Below are 18,716 nucleotides of genomic sequence, written 5' to 3' on the forward strand. Positions count from 1 at the left end.
GTTTAATTGACGTTGAAAAACGGTGGTCGCGGCTTCGGGTCGGTCGTCTCGGAGCAAGCCTCCCGCACCTTTCGAAATGCAAGCCGCGGCGCGCTGAACAACCTGCTGTGGTTTCACGATCCAGCCGGGATTATCGCGCGTCATCATGTCACGAAGGCCGAGCGGCGTCGTTCGCATGTCGATCGACGATTCCGATATCGCTATCTTAGGAAACCGAATTATTTTATTGAAGCGTCGTTGCAAGCAAGCATGCGTACTATCCATGCGCAAACTTCAGAGCCGAAGCATCGTGCATGCAGCGCCGATTGACGGGACTTCTTCGTCCGGTTGCGTTATCGGTCTGACCTCGAAGGGGAGTACCGGCAGGTCAACCGCCGGTGGAAGCAGTTCTGACCTGCCCCTCTCGAGGCAGGTCAGTCTGTCGTGTGATTCGCCGCAGGCGGCGTGCATGCGGGTGCGCCGTGCAGTCGACGGCGGCGCAGTGCGTGTTACTCGTTTCCGGTCGTTTGCTGCTCGACCTGCTGCTCGACCTGCTGCTCGACCTGCTGCTCGACCTGCGGCGCGGCGTCGGTCTGCGCTTCCGCGTTCGCCGTTTCCGGCGCTGCTGCGGCGGCCTCGGCCTGCTGCTCGGCCTTCGGCGGCTGCTGCGCGCCCTTGGCCGATTGCGCCGCACCCTTGCCGGGGCGCCGCGCCTTCAGCCGACGTGCTCGCGCGGCGTCGTCATGCGTCACGCGCCCTGCTTCGTTGCCCTGCAGATCGACCCGCACCGCATCTTCGACAAGGCACGACCAGTAGCGGTTGCCGCGGCACCACGTCGACATCGCTTCGCGCAGTTCGGCTTCGTTGAGGCCGACGGCCTGAGCCTCGCGTGCGAGGTCGTCCCAGATGCCGACCTTGAGCGGCACTTTGGGGGCCGGATTCTTCGGGAACGCGCGCGGAAACTTCCGCTGCAGTTTGCCGATCGCAACGATGACCGGATCGACCGGCGCCGACGGCTTCGCCGAAGCGGGCTTCGCACGGTGCTGCGCTTTGGCGCCGGCACCCGGTTTGGCCCCGCGGGCCGGCTGGTCGCCGGACTTCGGCTTTGCGCCGGCGTCCGTCGGCGCTGCCGGCCGCTTCGCGTTGCGCTCCTGCTTGGCCTTCGCTGCGAGCTGCGCCCGCAGTTCGGCAAGTTGTTCAAAACCCATAAATTCAATCCACCAGGAATATAAGGTGTGGTTCGTGCGGCCATTCCGCGCGGCGCAACAAGCTTCGCCGCCACGCGTGCGACCCGTCTGCCGCCGATGCGGAACACTACGGGACCGCATCGCGCACGCCACTCTGTTTTCAGGCACCCGGCCACGATGCCGGACAAGGCAGGAGGGAAGTATACCGGTACGCGCGACAGCCGGCTGACTCACCGGTCTGCATTTGCCCGATCCAGGGAGCGGAAAATGCGTCCGCGCGGCCGTGTTGCGCATTATATGGATACGTTTCCGGAAGTCACGTCGTTCACGGCCTCCATCGGAAATCGGGCCAGTCTCGTGTGGCACGGTCGGCCCGGCGGCGGCCGCTGATCGACGCCCGACGCGTGGTGTTGCGCCTTGCGGAGCCGAAACCGATCGTGCTGCGCGAGCACGCCGCTGACACGGCGACGACTCCGAACTGTGGACGGCGCCGTCGGTTGCATGCGAATCCGCGATCACAGCGACGCGACGCACATGGCGATGGATCGGCACAGCCTGTCGTGACATCCCGGTACGCTCATCGATTGCACCGGCCCCGTACACAACTCGTTGCGTCCGCATCGATCGCTTGGCGTACGAAGATGCCGGAAAATGCGTAGTATTGCCTGATCAACGTCGTCGGCAGCGTACCTCGGCCCGTCTCGCGGCGCCCCCGGTCGGCCGGCGACAACCCTCTTGCCTGCTGAAAGAACCCGTTGTACGAAGCGGAGCGGATACATGGTTCCCCCACACGACATCACGCACGACGGCATCACGCGCGAGGAGATTCACCATCGGCAGATCGACATGCGCGGCTATCGGCGCAGCGACGGCCTGTTCGAAGTGACGGCCTGCCTTGCGGACCGCAAGACCCGCGATTTCACGCCACCGGGCGGCACGCGGACGGTCGCTGCGCTGTCGCCGATCCACGACCTCGGCGTGACGCTGGTCTTCGACGCCGACATGGTTGTCCGCGCCGTATCCACGTTCATCCGGTCGCATCCGTATGCACAGTGTCCGGGCGGTGGCGACTCGCTGCAGGCGCTCGTCGGACTGAGCATCGGTGCCGGCTGGAACAGCGAGATTCGCAAGCGTCTGCCGTCCTGCGATACGTGTACGCACTTGAAGGAATTGCTCGGCCCGGTCGCAACCACGGCCTATCAGACGATGGTCGGTGTGCGGCGGTCGTCGCTCGACGCCCGCGACAGCGAAGGCAAGCCGCTCAAGATCGACAGTTGCCATGCGTATGGTGCATCGCGTGATCTCGTGAAACGTCTTTGGCCCGAATACCACCGGCCTGTGCCGGCGGCAAAAGGCAGCTAGGGTCCCGGCATTCGGCCGGTCGGCGTCTGCAGGATCGGTAACGCACATGGATGCGTGCGTTGTCTGCACGGACCGGGCCGCTGCTGCCACTCCGAAAATCAGAAAACGCCCAGCGCGAGTCCCGCGGCAAGACCCGCACCGAGTTCGGCACAGCGCGCACGATCATCGGCGTCGATCGTCTTCGGCGCGAGGATGCGCTCAGGCGTCTGCGCGTGAGTACAGACGATCAGGCCGGGCGCCACGTTCTTCAATCGCCATCCGGTCGCGATCCGGTCGATCTGGCGCAGCGCGTTCTGTCCGTCGCTTCCCGCGCAAATCATTGCCGCGTACGGACGGCCGTTCACGCGATCGAGCGCCGCGTAATAGCAGCGATCGAAGAAGTCCTTCATCAGCCCGGACATCGACGCGAGATTCTCGGGCGTCGCAAACAGGTATGCGTCGGCAGCCAGCACGTCGTCTGCGCTCGTCGCGTCCGCGCGCTGCAGCCTGACGTCGACGCCGGGTTGCTCGCGCGCCGCGTCGGCCGCCGCTTCGGCCATCTGTTTCGTGCCTCCGGTCATCGTGTGATAGACGATCAACAGCGTCTTCATTCGTAGTCGCTCGCGTCAGGCTTCAGGTGGGTCGGGGTATCGCCGCCGGTTTCCGCCTGATGGACAGTCATCACGTTTGGGGGGCGGTTCTGCGTTCGCTTTTGCGGATCGGGCGGATCGGGCGGTTCGGCGGTTCGGCGACGCTGTGCGCGCATCGATCATGCTCGTGGCATCGAATTCGATTCGCGCACGATCTTCCTGATGCGCGCTCAGTCCGGCGCGACGCGTGATGCGTCGCCGTCGTCCGGACGCGCGTAGTACGCGAGAAACATGTCGGCAGCGGATTCCGCGACTTTCTGTTGCTCGGGTGCCGTGAGCGGCGGCTGGCCCATCGTCACCTGCGGCCAGAATGCGAATGCCTTCACGACACCATGCAACTGATGCGCGGCGAATACCGGATCGGTGACCGACAGGCGGCCGGCCGCCGCTGCCGCACGCACCCAGACCGTCAGGTCTTCCTCGCGCTCGCCGAGGCGTTCGACCATGTCGCGCGCACGCTCCGGCGAATGGATGGCCGCGCCGATCGCGACACGCGCGAGTGCGAGAAATGCATCGTCGTTCAGCAGGCGCAATTTGCGGTCCAGCAAGACGAGCAGTTGCTCGCGCAGCGGCAAGTCGGCGCGATAAGTCGGTGAGTTACCGGTTTGGGTCGCATCCCACAGCTGGTGCAAGATCGCAGCGAACAACGTTTCCTTGCCGGGAAAGTGGTTGTAGACCGTGCGCTTCGACACGTCCGCGCGCGCAGCGATGCGATCCATGCTGGTTGCATCGTAGCCTGCTGCGAGAAATTCCTCGATAGCCGCGTCGATGATGGCCGCACGCTTTCGATCGGTCAGGCGTTGAGGGAGGGTGCTGGTATCCATATGGAAATTTTACACCGGTCAGTTTACTTATCCCAAAAATAAACTACACTGTTCAGTGCACTTTTTCTCCGGACGAACCGACATGGCATCGCCTCTCGTTTTGATTCACCGCATTCTGGGTTTTGCAGCCGCCAGGCGCGGCCGCGCGCTGTCCGGCGGTTCGCCGCAGCACAATGGCGAGCGCTTCAGCAATGTCGCGCCGCGTCCCGTCGAAGGTCTCGGCAAGACGCTCGGGATCGCCTGGACGATGCTGTTCAACAAGCCGCGCAATACCGTGCCGGCTGGCGCGCTACCTGTCGATTTGCTGACCCGCGCACGGCTTGACGCTGCGCCCGATCGCAGCCTGTACCGGCTCGGCCATTCGACGCTGCTGCTCAAGCTGCGCGGCGAATTCTGGCTGACCGATCCCGTGTTTGCCGAGCGCGCATCGCCGTTTCGGAGTGTTGGCCCCAAGCGCTTCCATGCGCCGCCGATAGCGCTTGAAGATCTTCCGCCGCTGCGCGGCGTGATCCTGTCGCACGATCACTACGATCACCTGGACCGCGACACGGTGCTCGCGCTCGCTGCCACCACCGACGTGTTCGTGACAACGCTGGGCGTCGGCGACCGCCTGATCGAATGGGGCATCGACGCGAAGAAGATCCGTCAGCTCGACTGGTGGCAGAGCGTCGACGTGGCCGGCCTGACGCTGACCGCAACACCCGCACAGCACTTCTCCGGACGCAGCCTGTTCGACGGCAACAGCACGCTGTGGGCGTCGTGGGTCATCGTCGACGACGATCTGCGTGTATTTTTCAGCGGCGACACGGGCTACTTCGACGGTTTCCGGACGATCGGCGAGCGCCTCGGGCCGTTTGACGTGACGCTGATCGAAACGGGTGCTTACGATGCACAATGGCCGTACGTGCATATGCAGCCGGAAGAAACCGTTCAGGCGCACATCGACTTGCGCGGACGTTGGCTGATCCCGATCCACAACGGTACGTTCGATCTCGCGATGCATCGCTGGCACGAGCCGTTCGAGCGCGTAACGGCGCTGTCGATCGTGCGCGGCATCGAGCTGTCGACTCCCAGGATGGGCGAGCGCCTCGATCTCGACGAGCCGCATCGCGGCGAGCGGTGGTGGCGCACGGTAGACGAGCACGCGAAGGCGCCTGCAACAACAAAACTGCGTCGGTGGCAGTTTTGCGCGTCACAAGCGACGAAATAGATTCGCCTGTCGTTACGTTTTTCGTTCGGAAGCGCGGCGGTACCGCGTTTCCGGCCATGGCGCTTTCGGGGCACCTGTACGTTGGCGGCTTGTCTGCAGATCCGATCACCTGAATCGGGAACGATGCACGCGACGCCCGCCTGATATCTTCATTCAACAATACGGGGCTCTGCTCGACCAACCGCGACAGCGGGCTTCGGTAAATCGTGGTGGGTCGCATCTGCCAATTCGTCCGAAACCGTTGAATGCCTAGCTGATGCCCTTTCGAATCTGCGTTTCCATCAAAGGAAAGCGCCTACCCAGCCGATAGGCAGCATGATCGCCCACGGCTTTGGCCTCGTCGTTCAGGGCAAGAATCGGGTAATTCGAAGGCGCTGACCTTATATCGACCACTTCAACCGCCTTCTGCTCGACAGGTCGTTACGAGTTGATCGGTTCGCACGCAAGTTTAGATAAGCGGCTCGATCTTCCATCATTACTTCCACCAGCTCACCGACGTGAGCCCGCAGAAGAATAGATCCGACCTGGCTGTTCAACCGATTTGCAACGGCAGATGAGCTGTCGGTCGGCTCCCAAAATCCCACAACCCTGTGTATCTCACGGTCGGTGAAAAGCGTTGTCACGTGACAACTCGCGTTGAATGTTGGCACTGGACATCAGATCAATGACTCGACGGGTGATCGTCACGCAGCGGACCGACACTCACTGGATGTTGTCTACGGCAGCGCTCGGCACGACATGTATTAAAAACCACCAATTACGTATCAAATAAGACGAAATTCACTTCCTCACTCCTCGCCGTGTCAGTAGCGCATGGAAAATTCATGCGCCCCCAATTCCAGAGAGGATCGCCTGTGTTTTGCGTGAAACAACATGAAGAATATGGCGCAAGCCATTGCTGGACAATGATTTCCGGCAGCACCCCATTTTTTTGCGAATGTTTCACGATTCGACTTGTTTGAACCGGCAGGCGGCCTTTGGCGTACGGATTTGCCTTCATTCCTGTGCCGTCCGTCGTCATGGCTGCTAAGTGATACCGCATCGCGCCGGTTGTAGCTCTGGAAGATATGGCGAACCTCGCTCCCCTTCCCTGCCGGACTATGCACGCATCAAGACGGCGAGGATCGCCCCATTAAATGGGGACATATCGAACTCGCCAATAATCGCCTGCGCTTGAGTGTGGCTCACCAAACGATCAGGGCATGCAGCCACTACGAGAATGCCGGAACATCACCGCTATCGGCCCCGACAGCCAAGACGAATGCCGCCTCAATCATCGACGAAGACATTTGTCTCTGACGACTGCGACGGTCGTCCTGCCGTTTTCTATGATGCTCGGGCTGCCTTTGTTGTCACGTGACAACTTCTCGGATAGCACATATCCCAACTGAGTGTATCGACAGACACCACCTATAAATTCACTCCGCCTTGATCCGCTTAGTGCATCCTGATTCGACCGATCAAGACCGTTTCGAGAAATTAGCAACGTCGTTGCGTTACATCCTAAGTCGCTTGTCACGTGACAACTCACCCCACCGGCAAGCGCCCGGCCCAGCCACAAGCTTGCCCGTCACGTGCCGATAGGGGCAACCGAAACGCACATCTCGATCGAATCGAGATCTTCCTGTCGGCGAATAACACCGCCCGTGACCATTTCCTGGCGGCTTGTCACGTGACAACTACGCACTTCGGCGACATCCATGAACCAGCCCAATCAGATTCGCAGCGGATTCTGTTAGAACCAAGGGCATTGCCGTCCCCCCAGTCTCTACGATCGAGCATCATCATCGACACCAAAGACAGTCGAATTTCCTTCAGGCATTTGTACATTTCTCACGCTTGTTGTCGACAACTTTATTTTTACTCGATCACTAACCAAAAATGACTCACTAGCCGTTCGACCTACTTGTCACGTGACAACCACAAAAATCTCCAAGACATGCGCCACATCGAACACTTTTCTGGACATTTTGATAACAACTGAATATATTACGCAAAACTCCTTGGAGGAATTTAATGGCTTTCAAGATCGCCGTCAGTAATCAAAAAGGTGGTACTGGAAAGACAACCATCTCCGTCAATATCGCGGCTGCGTTCGAGGCGGGCGGCAACAAGGTCGCGCTGATCGATGCCGACCCTCAAGGCACTTCCGTCCGATGGGTGACGAGCGGCGAGAACACATTGCCGATGACGGTCCTGTCGCTGGCCCCCGCCGGTCGCGGCATCGGCGGTGAGATCAAGAAGCAGGACGCGAACTTCGACGTGATCGTCGTCGACTGTCCGGGCAACCTCGAAGATCCGCGCATCGCGTCCGTGCTCGAAGTCGCAGACTTCTGCCTCGTGCCGCTGTCACCATCGCCGGCGGACCTGTACAGCACCGTCGCGATGATTCGCATGATCGAGTCGATGCGAGCCGTTCGTAACCCGAATCTTTCTTCCGCATTAATGCTGAATAGTGTTAATGGAAAAACTAAAATGCGTGAAGAAATTTTAAAAATTCTAAGGGCTGAAGAAATTGGGGAGCATTTGCTCGACAGCCAGATCGCGCAACGCGAGGTCTACCGTCAGACGTTCGCACTCGGCACCACGATCCATCATCACAATCGATACCTGAAGGGGCTGAAGGAAGCCCGCGCGGAAATCGAAAGGCTGGTCACGGAAATGGCCCAATACATCGCGTCGACGCGCGCTACCGGAGCCGCCCATGGCTAAGGACACATCGAAAGACAAGAAGCCGACCGGCAACCTGCATCTCGCGGCCGGCCTGTTGCGCGGGCTCGCGCAGGAAAACGCCGCACTGGAAACCCGCTTGCCCGAGCCGCCGGCTGCGCCGAACGTCGTCGTCGACGCGGCGCCCGCAGCCGTGACCCCGGCCGCGGCTGCACCCGCCGGCACGCCGGATCTTGGCGCGCCGCAGAAGGTGCTGGTCAAGGACTGCATCCCGAACCCGTTCAACCCGCGCGTGTTCTATTCGGAGTCGAGCCTGCACGAGCTCGCACTGACGTTGAAACGGGAAGGGCAGATCGAGCCGATCAAGGTCACGCGGCTCCCGGAGTTTCCCGGCAAGCTCGTCGTGATCGACGGGCAACGCCGGCTGCGCGCGACGAGCATCAACGGCGATGAAACCATCAACGCCACGTTCCGCACGGACCACACGCCCGAGCAGCTCTATACGATCGCGTATCGGGCGAACCACGATCACGAACGCCAGACGATCTTCGACGATGCGGTCGCATGGAAGCGTCTCCTCGACGAGAAGGTCTTTCCGGACCAGAACACGCTGGCGGAGAAGATCGGCAAGGACAAGGCATCGATCAGCAAGACGCTGTCGCTCAACGCACTGCCCAACACGCTGCTGGAGCGGATGGCCAGCGCGAACGACGTGGTCGGCCTGCAGGCAGCGTACTTCCTGAAGCTGATCTTCGAGCGCCTGGGCGAACCGACGGCCGACCGGCTGCTCACGGCCGTGATCGACCGGAAGAAATCGGTCCGCGATCTCGAGAATTTCCTGCGTGCGCAGAGCGACGACAACAAGAAAGCGGGACGCACGCGCTACAGCGTTCGTCACGACTTCGCGCTCGAATCGCGAGCGATCGGCCAGTTGAAGACCTACCCGGACGGGCGTCTGGACCTGCAGCTCAAGGGCGTCGACACGTCCCACCAGGAAGCGCTCGCCGACAAGCTCAAGACCGTCATCGATGCCTACGTCGCCGAGCTGGCGGCCGTCACGCAAAAGTAACGCGCCCAAGCAAAAGGCCTCGCATCCGCGTTGCGCCGCGAATCCGGACGATAAAGTCCGGCGCACGACGCTCCCCCGGTTGCGAGGCCTAGTTCAGTTGCTTGCGAGACTGCTTTTGAGCAGGAATTCCAGCAGGTCGTCCGAGGTCGGTTCGCCCCAGGTATCCAACGCCAGCCATCGGAAGAAGCTGGTCTGCGCAAGCTTGCTCGCCTTCTTCTTCGGCGACAGCGTGAGATCCTTCGAGCCCGCCACCGTCTCGTTGTAGCGATCGATCAGCTTGGTCTGGTCGTCGATCTCCAGCTCGCGGAAATACGCGCCGGCTTCCTCGACCTTCGCCGCCAGATATTTGTCGCGAATCTGCTCCTGCTTGCTCTGCGCGGATTCCTTCGCCGGTGCGGCTGCTTCGGTTCCCTGCCCGTCGGCCAGCGTGTAGCCGTGCGTCAGCGCCTTGCGGAAGTACGCGGCCACGTTGTCGACCGGCGCCGCGTTCTTCTTCGTAGTCCGATTGAGCGTATAGGCAATCGCCGCCTTGATGCGCTGCACGCCATATTGCGTGATCAGCCGGCGGGCTTCCGAACGCGGAATGCCGAACTTCGCGACCTCCTCGACCAGCGCTTCGTTCTTGACGTCGCCGTCTTCGACCGTATCGGCACTCTGCTTGCGCGTCACCTTGAACTGAACGGCTTCCACGCTGCGGCCGGACTTGTGTTCGATCAGCTCGAGCGTGTGATCAGATACTTCGTTCACCTCCTGAATGCACGGCACCAGGACCTTGCTCTTGAACAGCTTGTATTCCTTGTACGACTGCGACGCCTTGTCCTGGCCAAGAATGAGGTCACGGAATTTCGGCAGCGGAATCTTCGCGGTGATGCCGATCCCTTCGTAGCGCACGGTGTTTTCCCACAGCGCGAGCGAGTGCGAGCGCCGGAATTCGCGGGCGATCCGCATGTCGATCAGCGCGTAGATTTCCGGATTGAGCAGCTCGCTGCGAATCTGGTCGGAGAAGCTGTACTTCAGCACCGATTGCTCGAGCTCCGCGCCCGCGAGCAGGCCCGACGCTTTCCAGACCGTCGAGCGGTCCGCGGCCAGGTAGTCCCAGTTGACGACGGTACTGATCAGCGAGTTGACCGTGTCCTTCACGTACTTCGTGTTGTTGCTGTTCAACCCACTCTCGTGCGAAAGCGAGGCGATCGAGATCGAGAAGCTCGTCCGGCCCGGCTCGAACGCCTCCTGCCGAAGCGCGTTCTTGATCAGCGAGCTGAACATCTTGCGCTGCTGCAGACCGATCTTTCCCGACTTGGGCGCGATATGAATCGCCTGGACCGCCTTGCGCAGCAAGTCGGGAGGCTCCGGTGTCTGAAACAGTGAAACCTGTTTGTCTGAGCCTTTGCTTGCGGGCTTGCGCGGCATCGTGATGTCCGGATAAGGTGACCTTGTTGAGAGCAGACTTTATACCTTTTCACGCCGCGGGGCAACGTCCTTGCTCCTGCATTACTTGCAATATCACAGCTAAGCTTCAGATAAAAAAGGGAAATTCATGATGAAGCAATCTGCGTGGAGCCCCATATCCATCTACCTTTTGGCCAAAAAACCTCCCAAAAAAAGCTACCTTACGTGTTCGGATATAGAAACCCGGCACGAGATTTGCCCCAGGGAAGGTACCCATCCATGGGGGCAAACAAGCGGAATCTCGATCGACGACCGGATTCGTGGTGCCTCGCAGCACGCGGCCGTTTTGCTCCCATAACTTGCTACCTTCATCGACTCCCATGGAAGGCTACCTGTCGACAGCCTTCGACATGGACGATTGCGTTACTTACGGCCCCGAAGGGAGAAATCGCTCCCATAAGCGGCAACCAATTGGTTTCCCCATAAAAGGTTACCTGTCCGCGGCATCGATCCTGTCTATGGGAGCAGCCAGCAGCGGGGCCTCGGTGAAACACGATCGATCGACCCGATAGATCACCCATAAACGGGTACCATCGAGCGACACCATAAACGGCTACCCGAAGAAAAACCCTGTGCAAGCAAGTATTTACGGATCAAAAAAAACGCCCCATAAAAGGCTACCTGCCAGCGTTCCCATAGACGACTACCCAACTCGTTTCCGGGCTGATTTCCCATAACAGGGTACGCACGCCCCATATCCACAGCCCCGTTTCCCCACAGCGCGGTACCCAAAACCCCAAATCCACAGACCTGAAACCCCAGACCCTTCCACCTGTGCTCCCATAAATGGGTACCGAACACCGGTCAAACCCTTGTGGAATAAGGCTGTGAGCCGTCTAAAAGTAGTTAAAGAAGTAAACGTGGTTTACCAAAGATGTAAACACACGTGTGCTGCCACAGAAAGACAAGCCCCATAAACCGCTACCCATGGGATCCGTCCGTGGTCCACCAGGCACCGGGATCCTTCGATCCAGGCCTGCGGTGCAGTAGCCTCGCGCCTCGTTCCATCAAGGTTCCAGGCCCGACAAGGCTTCCAGGAGAGGTGAGCGCCTACTCACAAACACTAAAAGTAGAAACCTATGGGAGGAAATCGGGCAGATATCACCGATTTCCGTGTTCAGGTTCCCGTCTATGGGACCGAAAAGCCCGGGTCGTGACGACCCGCGCTCCTGTGATCGGCAGGCAAATCGGATCGGCAACCGAACGCAGGGGCATCGTCAGTTTTGTCCGCTGCAGTTCGAAATCATCCTGGACGGCACGCGAATGGTTTTTTGTACTCATGCTTCCCGGTCTGTTGACAAGTTTTTTGCCGATCGGCTATCGACGCTTCTCGTCATATTTAACCTGTGACCTGTGCCCATGGGAAATGAGCGGCGCTTGCTTTGCCACCCCGAGACCCCGCGACTTTCTACCTTTGGTCGACCGAAGAGCAATGCTGTGCCCCTGGAGCGCAACGAGAGGCCAGTACAGCCCCGCGGAAGCAAAAGTCGCCTCGCTCCTACGATCTGCACAAGTCGCCGGTTCCCGGGCCGATCTCGTGAAAGTTGCAAGCCAACGTGAAGATGCGACCGTCAAAGAAGCTCACCGCAATCGAATTCGGACAACGATCCCGAACATTCTCACCGTCAAAATCCCCGGATCCCGTAAAAGCTCACCGATGAGGCACGCAACAGGTGTATGGAAGCTGTGCAGCCGTGGCATCGGCACGAGATACTCGATGGCCAAAATCATCGAATGAAAAATCTGTGGCGCGCGCGTGTTGCCTGAAGTGCTCCCGAGCAGAGTCGGGCGGACTGACAAGCGTTGCCGCGGCATCAACGCTACGCGCAACGTGTGTGCGGCTCCCTCCGTGCATTCGTGAGGTGGTTCCAGCCGACGTCTTCACCCTACGCCCAGCGTCTGCCCAATTCGTCATTCACACCAGAAGACGATGCGCTTCACCGGCCAAGGTAACCATGCACGTCACGGTGCAGCGACCGGTTCCGCAACTGTTCACCGGACGAGCCGAATCGTGGTCGTTTATGGGAGAAACCGTCGCTCGAGCCGCATCGAGCGACAACGTTGCGCACAGATCGACAACGGCTGCGGTGATCGCGCTTCGTGTGATGAAGATCACGTCTAGCATCAGCGTGTCGCTGACACCACCCATGAAACAGCCGTCGGCATGCGGGCAAGACACGACGGCACGAATGTCACCCCCGCATGACCGATCCTGTTCACCGAAGCGTGCTGTACGTCCGAGGTATCCACTGTGTCGACCACACGCATCTTCATGCGCGCCGAAACGCGATATAGCGTCCTTGCTTGCTCCGCGCGACGGTAGAGGGACGTGCACGTGTTCTCCCATACGTGTATCCCCAACTCCGTTTGCACGTTGGCGCCACATTTTTCACGACGCGGTTATGATGCACAGGTCCCGATCGCGACATGACGACCGATCAGGACAGGGGCGGTATCTCGATGGTCTTTCAACCCGTGATAATCATCAGAAAAGAGAGTTCAGCGATGCGAATCCAGATCAGAAAACTCACGCTGGCTGCTACCGCAGCCGCGTTCCTGTTCGGCTCGGCAGTTCCTGCATTTGCCCAGACCGAAGCCGCCAGCGCGCCTGCTGCACAGGACGCCAAGGCGGCGAAGAGCCAGGCACGCAAGGCGGCCAGGGCTCAACACAAAGCGGAGCGCAAGGCTGCGCGCGCGAAAAACACCGCCGAGCTGAAGAAGCTCGAAGACGCCGGTTACAAGCCGGCGGCTAACGACCCGAACTATCCGCAGAACCTGCAGAACGCGGAGAAGAAGGCCGCCGGCGCAAGCCAGTAAGCGCCGTTCGGCGGCAAGCCGCGGTTCGATCCGTGGCTTGCCGCGTGCATTGCGATCACGCGATGCACGTCAAAAGCAGAATGCCGCTCATGAACGAGCGCAAACCCGATCCGCGCATTTGTGCCATTTGATTCGGGATCCTGCATTTAATGGCGGGCATGACCGGCAGGTCGATACGGTCAGTGCCGCGCGCCCGATGCGGCTGCGCTCCCCGTCACCTTCAGCCAGTCCTTGAATGCACGCACCGCATCGTCGTCCGCGCGCGCCAACGCCACGTACGTGAAGTAGCGCCACGGCGGCAGCGCCGGTTCGCCGAACGGCTGCACGAGCCGGCCTTCGGCGATGTCGTCCGCGACGAGCGCGATCGGCCCCATCGCGACGCCGAGCCCGTCGAGTGCGCCTTGCAGCGTCAGGTAGAAATGCTCGAGCGTGAGCGAGTGTCGCGGCACGAGATTCGGATGCCCGGCCGCCGCGAGCCATTCTGGCCACATGCCGGGATAGGTCGCCGCATGCAGCAGCGTGAAGCCGGCGAGATCGGCGGGCGTATGCAACGGCCGGCCCTCCAGCAGCTTCGGCGCACACACCGGCAATCGGACTTCGGACAGGAATTCCTCCGCGACGTAACCGTCGATGGCCTGCGGGCCGCCTCGAACGATCAGGTCGACCTTGTCGCGCAGTTTCTCGATCGGCTCGTTCGACGTCGACAGCCGCACCTCGATCGTCGGATGGGCAACCTGGAACGACGACAGCTTCGGCACGAGCCAGCGCAACGAAAACGTCGCGGGCGCGCTGACGCGCAGCACGCGCTGCTGCGCGTGGCCGAAGTGCTGCGCGGTGGCGAGCGCGATCCGGTCGAACGATGCACCGACCTCGGCGAGATACGCGCGGCCGGCGTCGGTCAGTTCGACCCGCCGGTTGTGGCGTTCGAATAGCGGCCGTCCGAGCCACCCCTCCAGTTGCTGCACATGCCGGCTGATCGCACCGTGCGTCACGCACAGCTCGTCGGCGGCAAGCGTGAAGCTGCCGAGTCGCGCGGCTGCTTCGAACGCGCGCAGCGAATTCAACGGTGGGAGACGTCGAGCCATTGTGTCGTTTCGCGTGAAATTTACTCACGCGATGGTTCAGGTTTAATCGTTTGATCGGGCGATCCAGCTCCGCCAATATGGCACACAAACGGCCGGCTCGGCCGAACGAGTGTCTGAATTTCTCACATGGAGTGCGGAGCATGCCGAACGTGGTGGTCGTGGGTGCCCAATGGGGCGACGAAGGCAAGGGGCGCGTCGTGGACTGGCTGGCGGCTCAGGCCGACCTCGTCGCACGCTACAACGGCGGCCACAACGCGGGTCATACGCTGGTCGTCGGCGGCAAGACGTACAAGCTTGCGCTGCTGCCGAGCGGCATCGTGCGCGGCAAGCGCGGCGTGATCGGCAACGGCGTGGCGCTCGATCCGGAAGCGCTGCTCGCGGAAATCGCGCGGATGGCCGAGCTCGGGCTGTCGGTGACGCCGGACAACCTGTCGATCGCCGAGAACGCGACGCTGGTGCTGCCGATTCACCGCGCGATCGACCAGGCGCAGGAGTGCCTGCGCCGCGAACCGATCGGCACCACGCTGCGCGGGATCGGGCCGGCCTACGAGGACAAGGTCGGGCGCCGCGGGCTGCGCGTCGGCGATCTCGCGGAACCCGGCCGGCTTGCCGACAAGCTCGACGTGCTCGTCGAGCACCACAACGCGTGGTTCCGTGGCCTGGGGCTCGACGAATGTTCGCGCGACGCGATGCTGGCGACGCTCGTCGACATCGCGCCGAAGATCCTGCCGTTCGTGCGTCCCGTCTGGGCCGATCTCAACGACGCGACCGATCGCGGCGAGCGCATCCTGTTCGAGGGTTCGCAGGCCGTGATGCTGGACATCGACTGGGGCACGTATCCGTTCGTGACGTCGTCGGGCACCGTCGCATCGGCGGCGGCGGCCGGCACGGGCCTCGGCGCGTCGAAGCTCGGCCACGTGCTGGGCGTGACCAAGGCGTATGCGACGCGTGTCGGCGGCGGCCCGTTCCTCACCGAGCTGACCGACGCAACCGGCGAAACGCTGCGTGCGCGCGGACAGGAATTCGGCGTCAACACCGGCCGGCCGCGACGCTGCGGATGGCTCGATGCAGCACAGTTGCGCCAGGCGGTCAGGATCTCTGGCATCGATTCGCTGGCGCTCACCAAGCTCGACGTGCTCGATGGCTTCGAGTCGATCGAGCTGTGCGTCGGCTACGAACTCGACGGCGCACGGGTCGACCATCTGCCCGCGAGCCTCGATGCGCAGTCGCGCGCGAAGCCGGTCTACGAACGGTTCGACGGCTGGCGTGGCACCGTGAAGGGCGTGCGCGAGCGTGCGGCGCTGCCGCGCGCCGCACGGGATTTCATTGCGCGCATCGAAGCGGTTGCGGGCGCGTCGGTATCGATGATCACGACCGGGGCGGAGCGCGACGACACGATCGTGTTGCGTAACCCGTTCGATGCGGCAGCCGCCGCGTAACGTGCCCCCCACGGCGTAAATCGCGGATCGGCATCGTGGTCGCCGGGTAGTTTTTGCCGACCCGATGCCTGTCGCGTGCCGGCCCGTTCAATCGCTCACACGCCCGGCCCGGACGCGGCGCGAAGGTCGGCTCGGCGATACGATTCGGCGTCCGGATCACGCCGCATACGGCGAACTGGACACGCCTGCAGCGCTGCTGTACTGTTCCGCACACTTCGCGCCAGACCGGCCCGCGCCGGAGCCGCCGGCATCACGGCCGCGCGGCGGTGCGCCGTGATCTCAATCCCGGGGACAGGTCGATGGACACGTTACAGATGATGCGCATTTTCGTCCGGGTCGCGGAGGAGGGCAGCTTCACGAGCGCGGCCCAGCGCCTGGACATCACGACGGCGTACGCATCGCGTTCGGTCGCGCAGCTCGAAACGCATCTGCGCACGCGTTTGCTCAACCGCAGCACACGCCGCATCGCATTGACCGACGCCGGGCAGCGCTATCTCGATCGTTGCCAGCGCATCCTCGGTTATATCGACGAAGCGGAAGCCGAAGCGGCGGACGCACAGGCGAAGCCGTCCGGACGGCTGCACGTTCACGCGACGACGAGTTTTGGCCAGGCCTATGTGGTGCCCGCGGTCGTGCGCTACCGTCAGCGCTATCCGTCGGTCGCGGTCGAGCTGACGCTGTCGCAGCACGTGCCCGACATCATCGACGAAGGTTACGACGTGTCGCTGCAATTGAGCACGACGGAACTGCCCGATTCGGGGCTCGTATCGCAGCGGCTCGGCGACGTGCACAGCGTGCTGTGCGCGTCGCCCGCGTATCTGAAGGAGCGCGGCACGCCGCGCACGGTGCGCGAGCTCGAAGGGCATGCGTGCCTGCAGATCGTCACGTCGGTGTTCCCGCGCGATCGCTGGCATCTCGACGGCCCGGACGGCCACGAGACGTTCGATCTGCCGTTGCCCGATTTCCAGGTGAACATCGCCGATGCGCTGGGCGGCGCATTGCGCGCCGGCCTCGGGATCGGCTCGCTGCCGATGTCGTCCGCACTGCCCGCGCTCGCGAGCGGTGCGCTGGTGCGTGTGCTGCCCGAATACCGGTTGCAGAAGCTGACGGTCTACACGCTGTATGCGTCACGTCAGTATCTCGATGCGAAGATCCGCACGTTCGTCGATTTCCTGCGCGAATGCGTGCCCGAAATGCTGGCCGCCGACGAGGCCGCGCTGAACGCGTCCTGCAAATCCTGAGTCAGCACAGCCGCTGTCTGAGTACGACGGTTTGCACAATAAAATAATCAGTATTGCTGCCTTTATGCGGGTGTTGACGACGTGTTCTCGATCGATCCGGAAAACGACGTGCCGGCAACCGGCACGGCCTTATGAAAACGCCTGCTTTCGATACCGAACATCGTTGGTTCGATGCGCGGCGCCAACCTCCCGGAATCGGTTCGACCTGCTGCATCGCGTTCGCGCGGCGGTGCAGCCGGCCCGGTATTCGCTCAATGGCGGAACGGCAGCGCGACGTCGTCCGGAAGCGGGCACACGTACAGCCGGCCGCCGCGCCGCTCGATGGTACCCGGCAAACAAAAACGCCACGGATGAAAGTCCGTGGCGTTTTTGTTTGCGCCGGCTTACCGCGAGCGCGTCGATCGCGTATTACTGCGGCTTCGCCCAGAGCGTGCGGCCGAAGAACGTAAGCGTGCGGTCCCACGCGATTTGCGACCACACCGGATCGAACTGCGTGCCGGAGATGCGGCCGGGGCCGACGGCCGTTTCGTTCGCGAATCCGTGATGCGCGAGATAACGATGGAATTCGACACCGACCTTCGCATCGGTCAGCTTCTTTTCCAGCGCGTCGACCTGGTCGATCGCGAAGAATGCATCCTGTGTGGCCCAGTGGCCCATCAGCGGCACCTTGAGCTTCGCCGGATCGAGGTAGTCGAGCGGGGGGAAGCCGTACCACGTGACGCCCGCGTCCGCGTCGGCGAACTGCAGCGACAACAGCGTCAGCGCACCGCCCATGCAGAAGCCCGTCACCGCGACGCGCGGAGCCAGCGTCTTCAGGTACGTGACGGCGCCGGGAATGTCCTGCGATGCGGCGTCGCCGAAATCGAGGCCGGTCATCAGGTGGTGTGCCTCTTCTTCCTCGACCGTCGACTTGCCGCGATACAGGTCGGGCACGAGCGCGAAATAGCCGCAGCGCGCGAGGCGATCCGCGACGCCGCGGATCTGGTCGTTCAGCCCCCACCATTCCTGGATGACGACGACCGCGGGCGCGCCTTCGGTCTTTTCCGGCCTGGCGAGATAGCCCTGCAGTTCCTGGCCGTCCGGGCGGCGAAACGTGATCATGGAACCGGATGCTTGTGACATGAAACCGCTCCTTTTCGAAAAATGCGATGAGTGCCGCATCGGCCGACCGGCAGGCGCGGTGACGATCGGGCATGCCGGACGTCGTGGTTCCGCTCGCGTTCGATTCGGCCGACACCGACCACGCGGCCATTCTATGCGCAAACGCCGGCTGTCTGCGTGAACGGCACCGCGCGATGCGCGATCGGCGGCGGTGCATTGATCGACAGTCGCGATCGGGGCATGGAGCGGATCATCGAAAAGCGAACACCCCGCCCCCGATGAACGGGAGTGGGGTGTCTCGATTGTGGTGCGCGGATCGGAATTCGCGCGTGTGCGTTTGGCTTACTGGCCGAAATACACGGAGTCGCGGCCGTCCTGCTTGACCGCGATCGCGTGGCCGGCACGCACGCCGGCGGCGGCTTGTGCGCCGTAGCCGGTTTCGTCGGCGCTCGTTACGCGGGCCTGTGCCGTCTGCAGTGCGCGCGGGTAGTACTGATCGGAGACTTCGGGCTTGTAGCCGGCCTGTTCGAGCTGGACGAGTTCCGCGCGCACCTGGGCACGCGTCAACTGGCCCGACGGGTTCGACTGTGCGAATGCGCCGTACGAGGCGGACAGGGCGGTTGCGGCGACGACAGCGTAGATGAACGACTTCAT

General features: G+C 62.0%; 17 protein-coding genes. 9 read left to right on the forward strand and 8 right to left on the reverse strand.

The window, feature by feature from the left end; genetic code table 11:
• Window positions 1-6: 6 nt before the first annotated feature.
• Window positions 7-309: a hypothetical protein gene (locus GD429_RS32570; protein WP_152863312.1), complete on the forward strand. Its 303-nt coding sequence runs from the start codon at window positions 7-9 to the stop codon at window positions 307-309.
• A gap of 179 nt (window positions 310-488) precedes the next feature.
• Here the strand turns inward: GD429_RS32570 and GD429_RS32575 are convergent, their stop codons facing one another.
• Window positions 489-1,187 (reverse strand): ProQ/FinO family protein, encoded by a 699-nt coding sequence (locus GD429_RS32575; protein WP_152863362.1) that lies wholly within the window; start codon window positions 1,185-1,187, stop codon window positions 489-491.
• A gap of 756 nt (window positions 1,188-1,943) precedes the next feature.
• Here GD429_RS32575 and GD429_RS32580 point away from each other — a divergent pair.
• On the forward strand, window positions 1,944-2,528 hold the full coding sequence (locus GD429_RS32580; RefSeq protein ID WP_152863314.1) for a DUF2889 domain-containing protein: 585 nt from the start codon (window positions 1,944-1,946) through the stop codon (window positions 2,526-2,528).
• A 98-nt stretch (window positions 2,529-2,626) separates the two neighbouring features.
• Here GD429_RS32580 and GD429_RS32585 read toward each other — a convergent pair whose 3' ends face one another.
• The gene (locus GD429_RS32585; RefSeq protein WP_152863316.1) at window positions 2,627-3,118 is read right to left on the reverse strand and encodes a flavodoxin family protein; all 492 of its coding nucleotides are present in this window, start codon (window positions 3,116-3,118) and stop codon (window positions 2,627-2,629) included.
• Between the two features lie 209 nt (window positions 3,119-3,327).
• A complete protein-coding gene (locus GD429_RS32590; protein ID WP_152863318.1) occupies window positions 3,328-3,981 on the reverse strand; it encodes a TetR/AcrR family transcriptional regulator in 654 nt (217 codons plus the stop codon).
• A gap of 82 nt (window positions 3,982-4,063) precedes the next feature.
• Here GD429_RS32590 and GD429_RS32595 point away from each other — a divergent pair, with 82 nt between their 5' ends.
• From GD429_RS32595 to GD429_RS32605, 3 genes are all read left to right on the forward strand, one after another.
• Complete coding sequence (locus GD429_RS32595) at window positions 4,064-5,191, forward strand: MBL fold metallo-hydrolase (RefSeq protein ID WP_152863319.1); 1,128 nt, start codon at window positions 4,064-4,066, stop codon at window positions 5,189-5,191.
• Window positions 5,192-7,207: 2,016 nt separating this feature from the next.
• On the forward strand, window positions 7,208-7,903 hold the full coding sequence (locus tag GD429_RS32600; RefSeq protein ID WP_006759638.1) for a ParA family protein: 696 nt from the start codon (window positions 7,208-7,210) through the stop codon (window positions 7,901-7,903).
• On the forward strand, window positions 7,896-8,930 hold the full coding sequence (locus tag GD429_RS32605; protein WP_152863321.1) for a ParB/RepB/Spo0J family partition protein: 1,035 nt from the start codon (window positions 7,896-7,898) through the stop codon (window positions 8,928-8,930). Before GD429_RS32600 ends, GD429_RS32605 begins: the two co-directional genes overlap by 8 nt.
• Before the next feature lie 93 nt (window positions 8,931-9,023).
• On the opposite strand, the gene GD429_RS32610 is transcribed toward GD429_RS32605, so the two are convergent.
• Entirely contained in the window at window positions 9,024-10,340 is a 1,317-nt protein-coding gene (locus GD429_RS32610) for a replication initiation protein (RefSeq protein ID WP_072440344.1), read from the reverse strand.
• A gap of 1,192 nt (window positions 10,341-11,532) precedes the next feature.
• On the opposite strand from GD429_RS32610, the gene GD429_RS32615 reads away from it, so the two are divergent.
• The gene (locus GD429_RS32615) at window positions 11,533-12,117 is read left to right on the forward strand and encodes a hypothetical protein (RefSeq protein ID WP_152863323.1); all 585 of its coding nucleotides are present in this window, start codon (window positions 11,533-11,535) and stop codon (window positions 12,115-12,117) included.
• 177 nt (window positions 12,118-12,294) lie between these two features.
• Here GD429_RS32615 and GD429_RS32620 read toward each other — a convergent pair whose 3' ends face one another.
• Window positions 12,295-12,528 (reverse strand): hypothetical protein, encoded by a 234-nt coding sequence (locus GD429_RS32620; protein WP_152863325.1) that lies wholly within the window; start codon window positions 12,526-12,528, stop codon window positions 12,295-12,297.
• A gap of 356 nt (window positions 12,529-12,884) precedes the next feature.
• Between GD429_RS32620 and GD429_RS32625 the strand changes: the two genes are divergently transcribed.
• The gene (locus GD429_RS32625; RefSeq protein WP_152863364.1) at window positions 12,885-13,196 is read left to right on the forward strand and encodes a DUF4148 domain-containing protein; all 312 of its coding nucleotides are present in this window, start codon (window positions 12,885-12,887) and stop codon (window positions 13,194-13,196) included.
• Window positions 13,197-13,375: 179 nt separating this feature from the next.
• Here GD429_RS32625 and gcvA read toward each other — a convergent pair whose 3' ends face one another.
• The gene (gene gcvA / locus GD429_RS32630; RefSeq protein WP_152863327.1) at window positions 13,376-14,281 is read right to left on the reverse strand and encodes a transcriptional regulator GcvA; all 906 of its coding nucleotides are present in this window, start codon (window positions 14,279-14,281) and stop codon (window positions 13,376-13,378) included.
• Between the two features lie 140 nt (window positions 14,282-14,421).
• On the opposite strand from gcvA, the gene GD429_RS32635 reads away from it, so the two are divergent.
• Together GD429_RS32635 and GD429_RS32645 are read left to right on the forward strand one after the other, a co-directional pair.
• The gene (locus GD429_RS32635) at window positions 14,422-15,720 is read left to right on the forward strand and encodes an adenylosuccinate synthase (RefSeq protein ID WP_152863329.1); all 1,299 of its coding nucleotides are present in this window, start codon (window positions 14,422-14,424) and stop codon (window positions 15,718-15,720) included.
• A 299-nt stretch (window positions 15,721-16,019) separates the two neighbouring features.
• Window positions 16,020-16,961: a LysR family transcriptional regulator gene (locus GD429_RS32645; protein WP_096475729.1), complete on the forward strand. Its 942-nt coding sequence runs from the start codon at window positions 16,020-16,022 to the stop codon at window positions 16,959-16,961.
• Between the two features lie 408 nt (window positions 16,962-17,369).
• Here GD429_RS32645 and GD429_RS32655 read toward each other — a convergent pair whose 3' ends face one another.
• Both GD429_RS32655 and GD429_RS32660 read right to left on the reverse strand, forming a co-directional pair.
• Window positions 17,370-18,083, reverse strand: a complete 714-nt coding sequence (locus tag GD429_RS32655; RefSeq protein WP_152863335.1) for a dienelactone hydrolase family protein — start codon at window positions 18,081-18,083, stop codon at window positions 17,370-17,372.
• Window positions 18,084-18,404: 321 nt separating this feature from the next.
• Window positions 18,405-18,716 (reverse strand): DUF4148 domain-containing protein, encoded by a 312-nt coding sequence (locus tag GD429_RS32660; protein WP_152863337.1) that lies wholly within the window; start codon window positions 18,714-18,716, stop codon window positions 18,405-18,407.

This window comes from Burkholderia sp. BE17, assembly GCF_009362305.1.
Taxonomy (GTDB): domain Bacteria; phylum Pseudomonadota; class Gammaproteobacteria; order Burkholderiales; family Burkholderiaceae; genus Burkholderia; species Burkholderia pyrrocinia_C.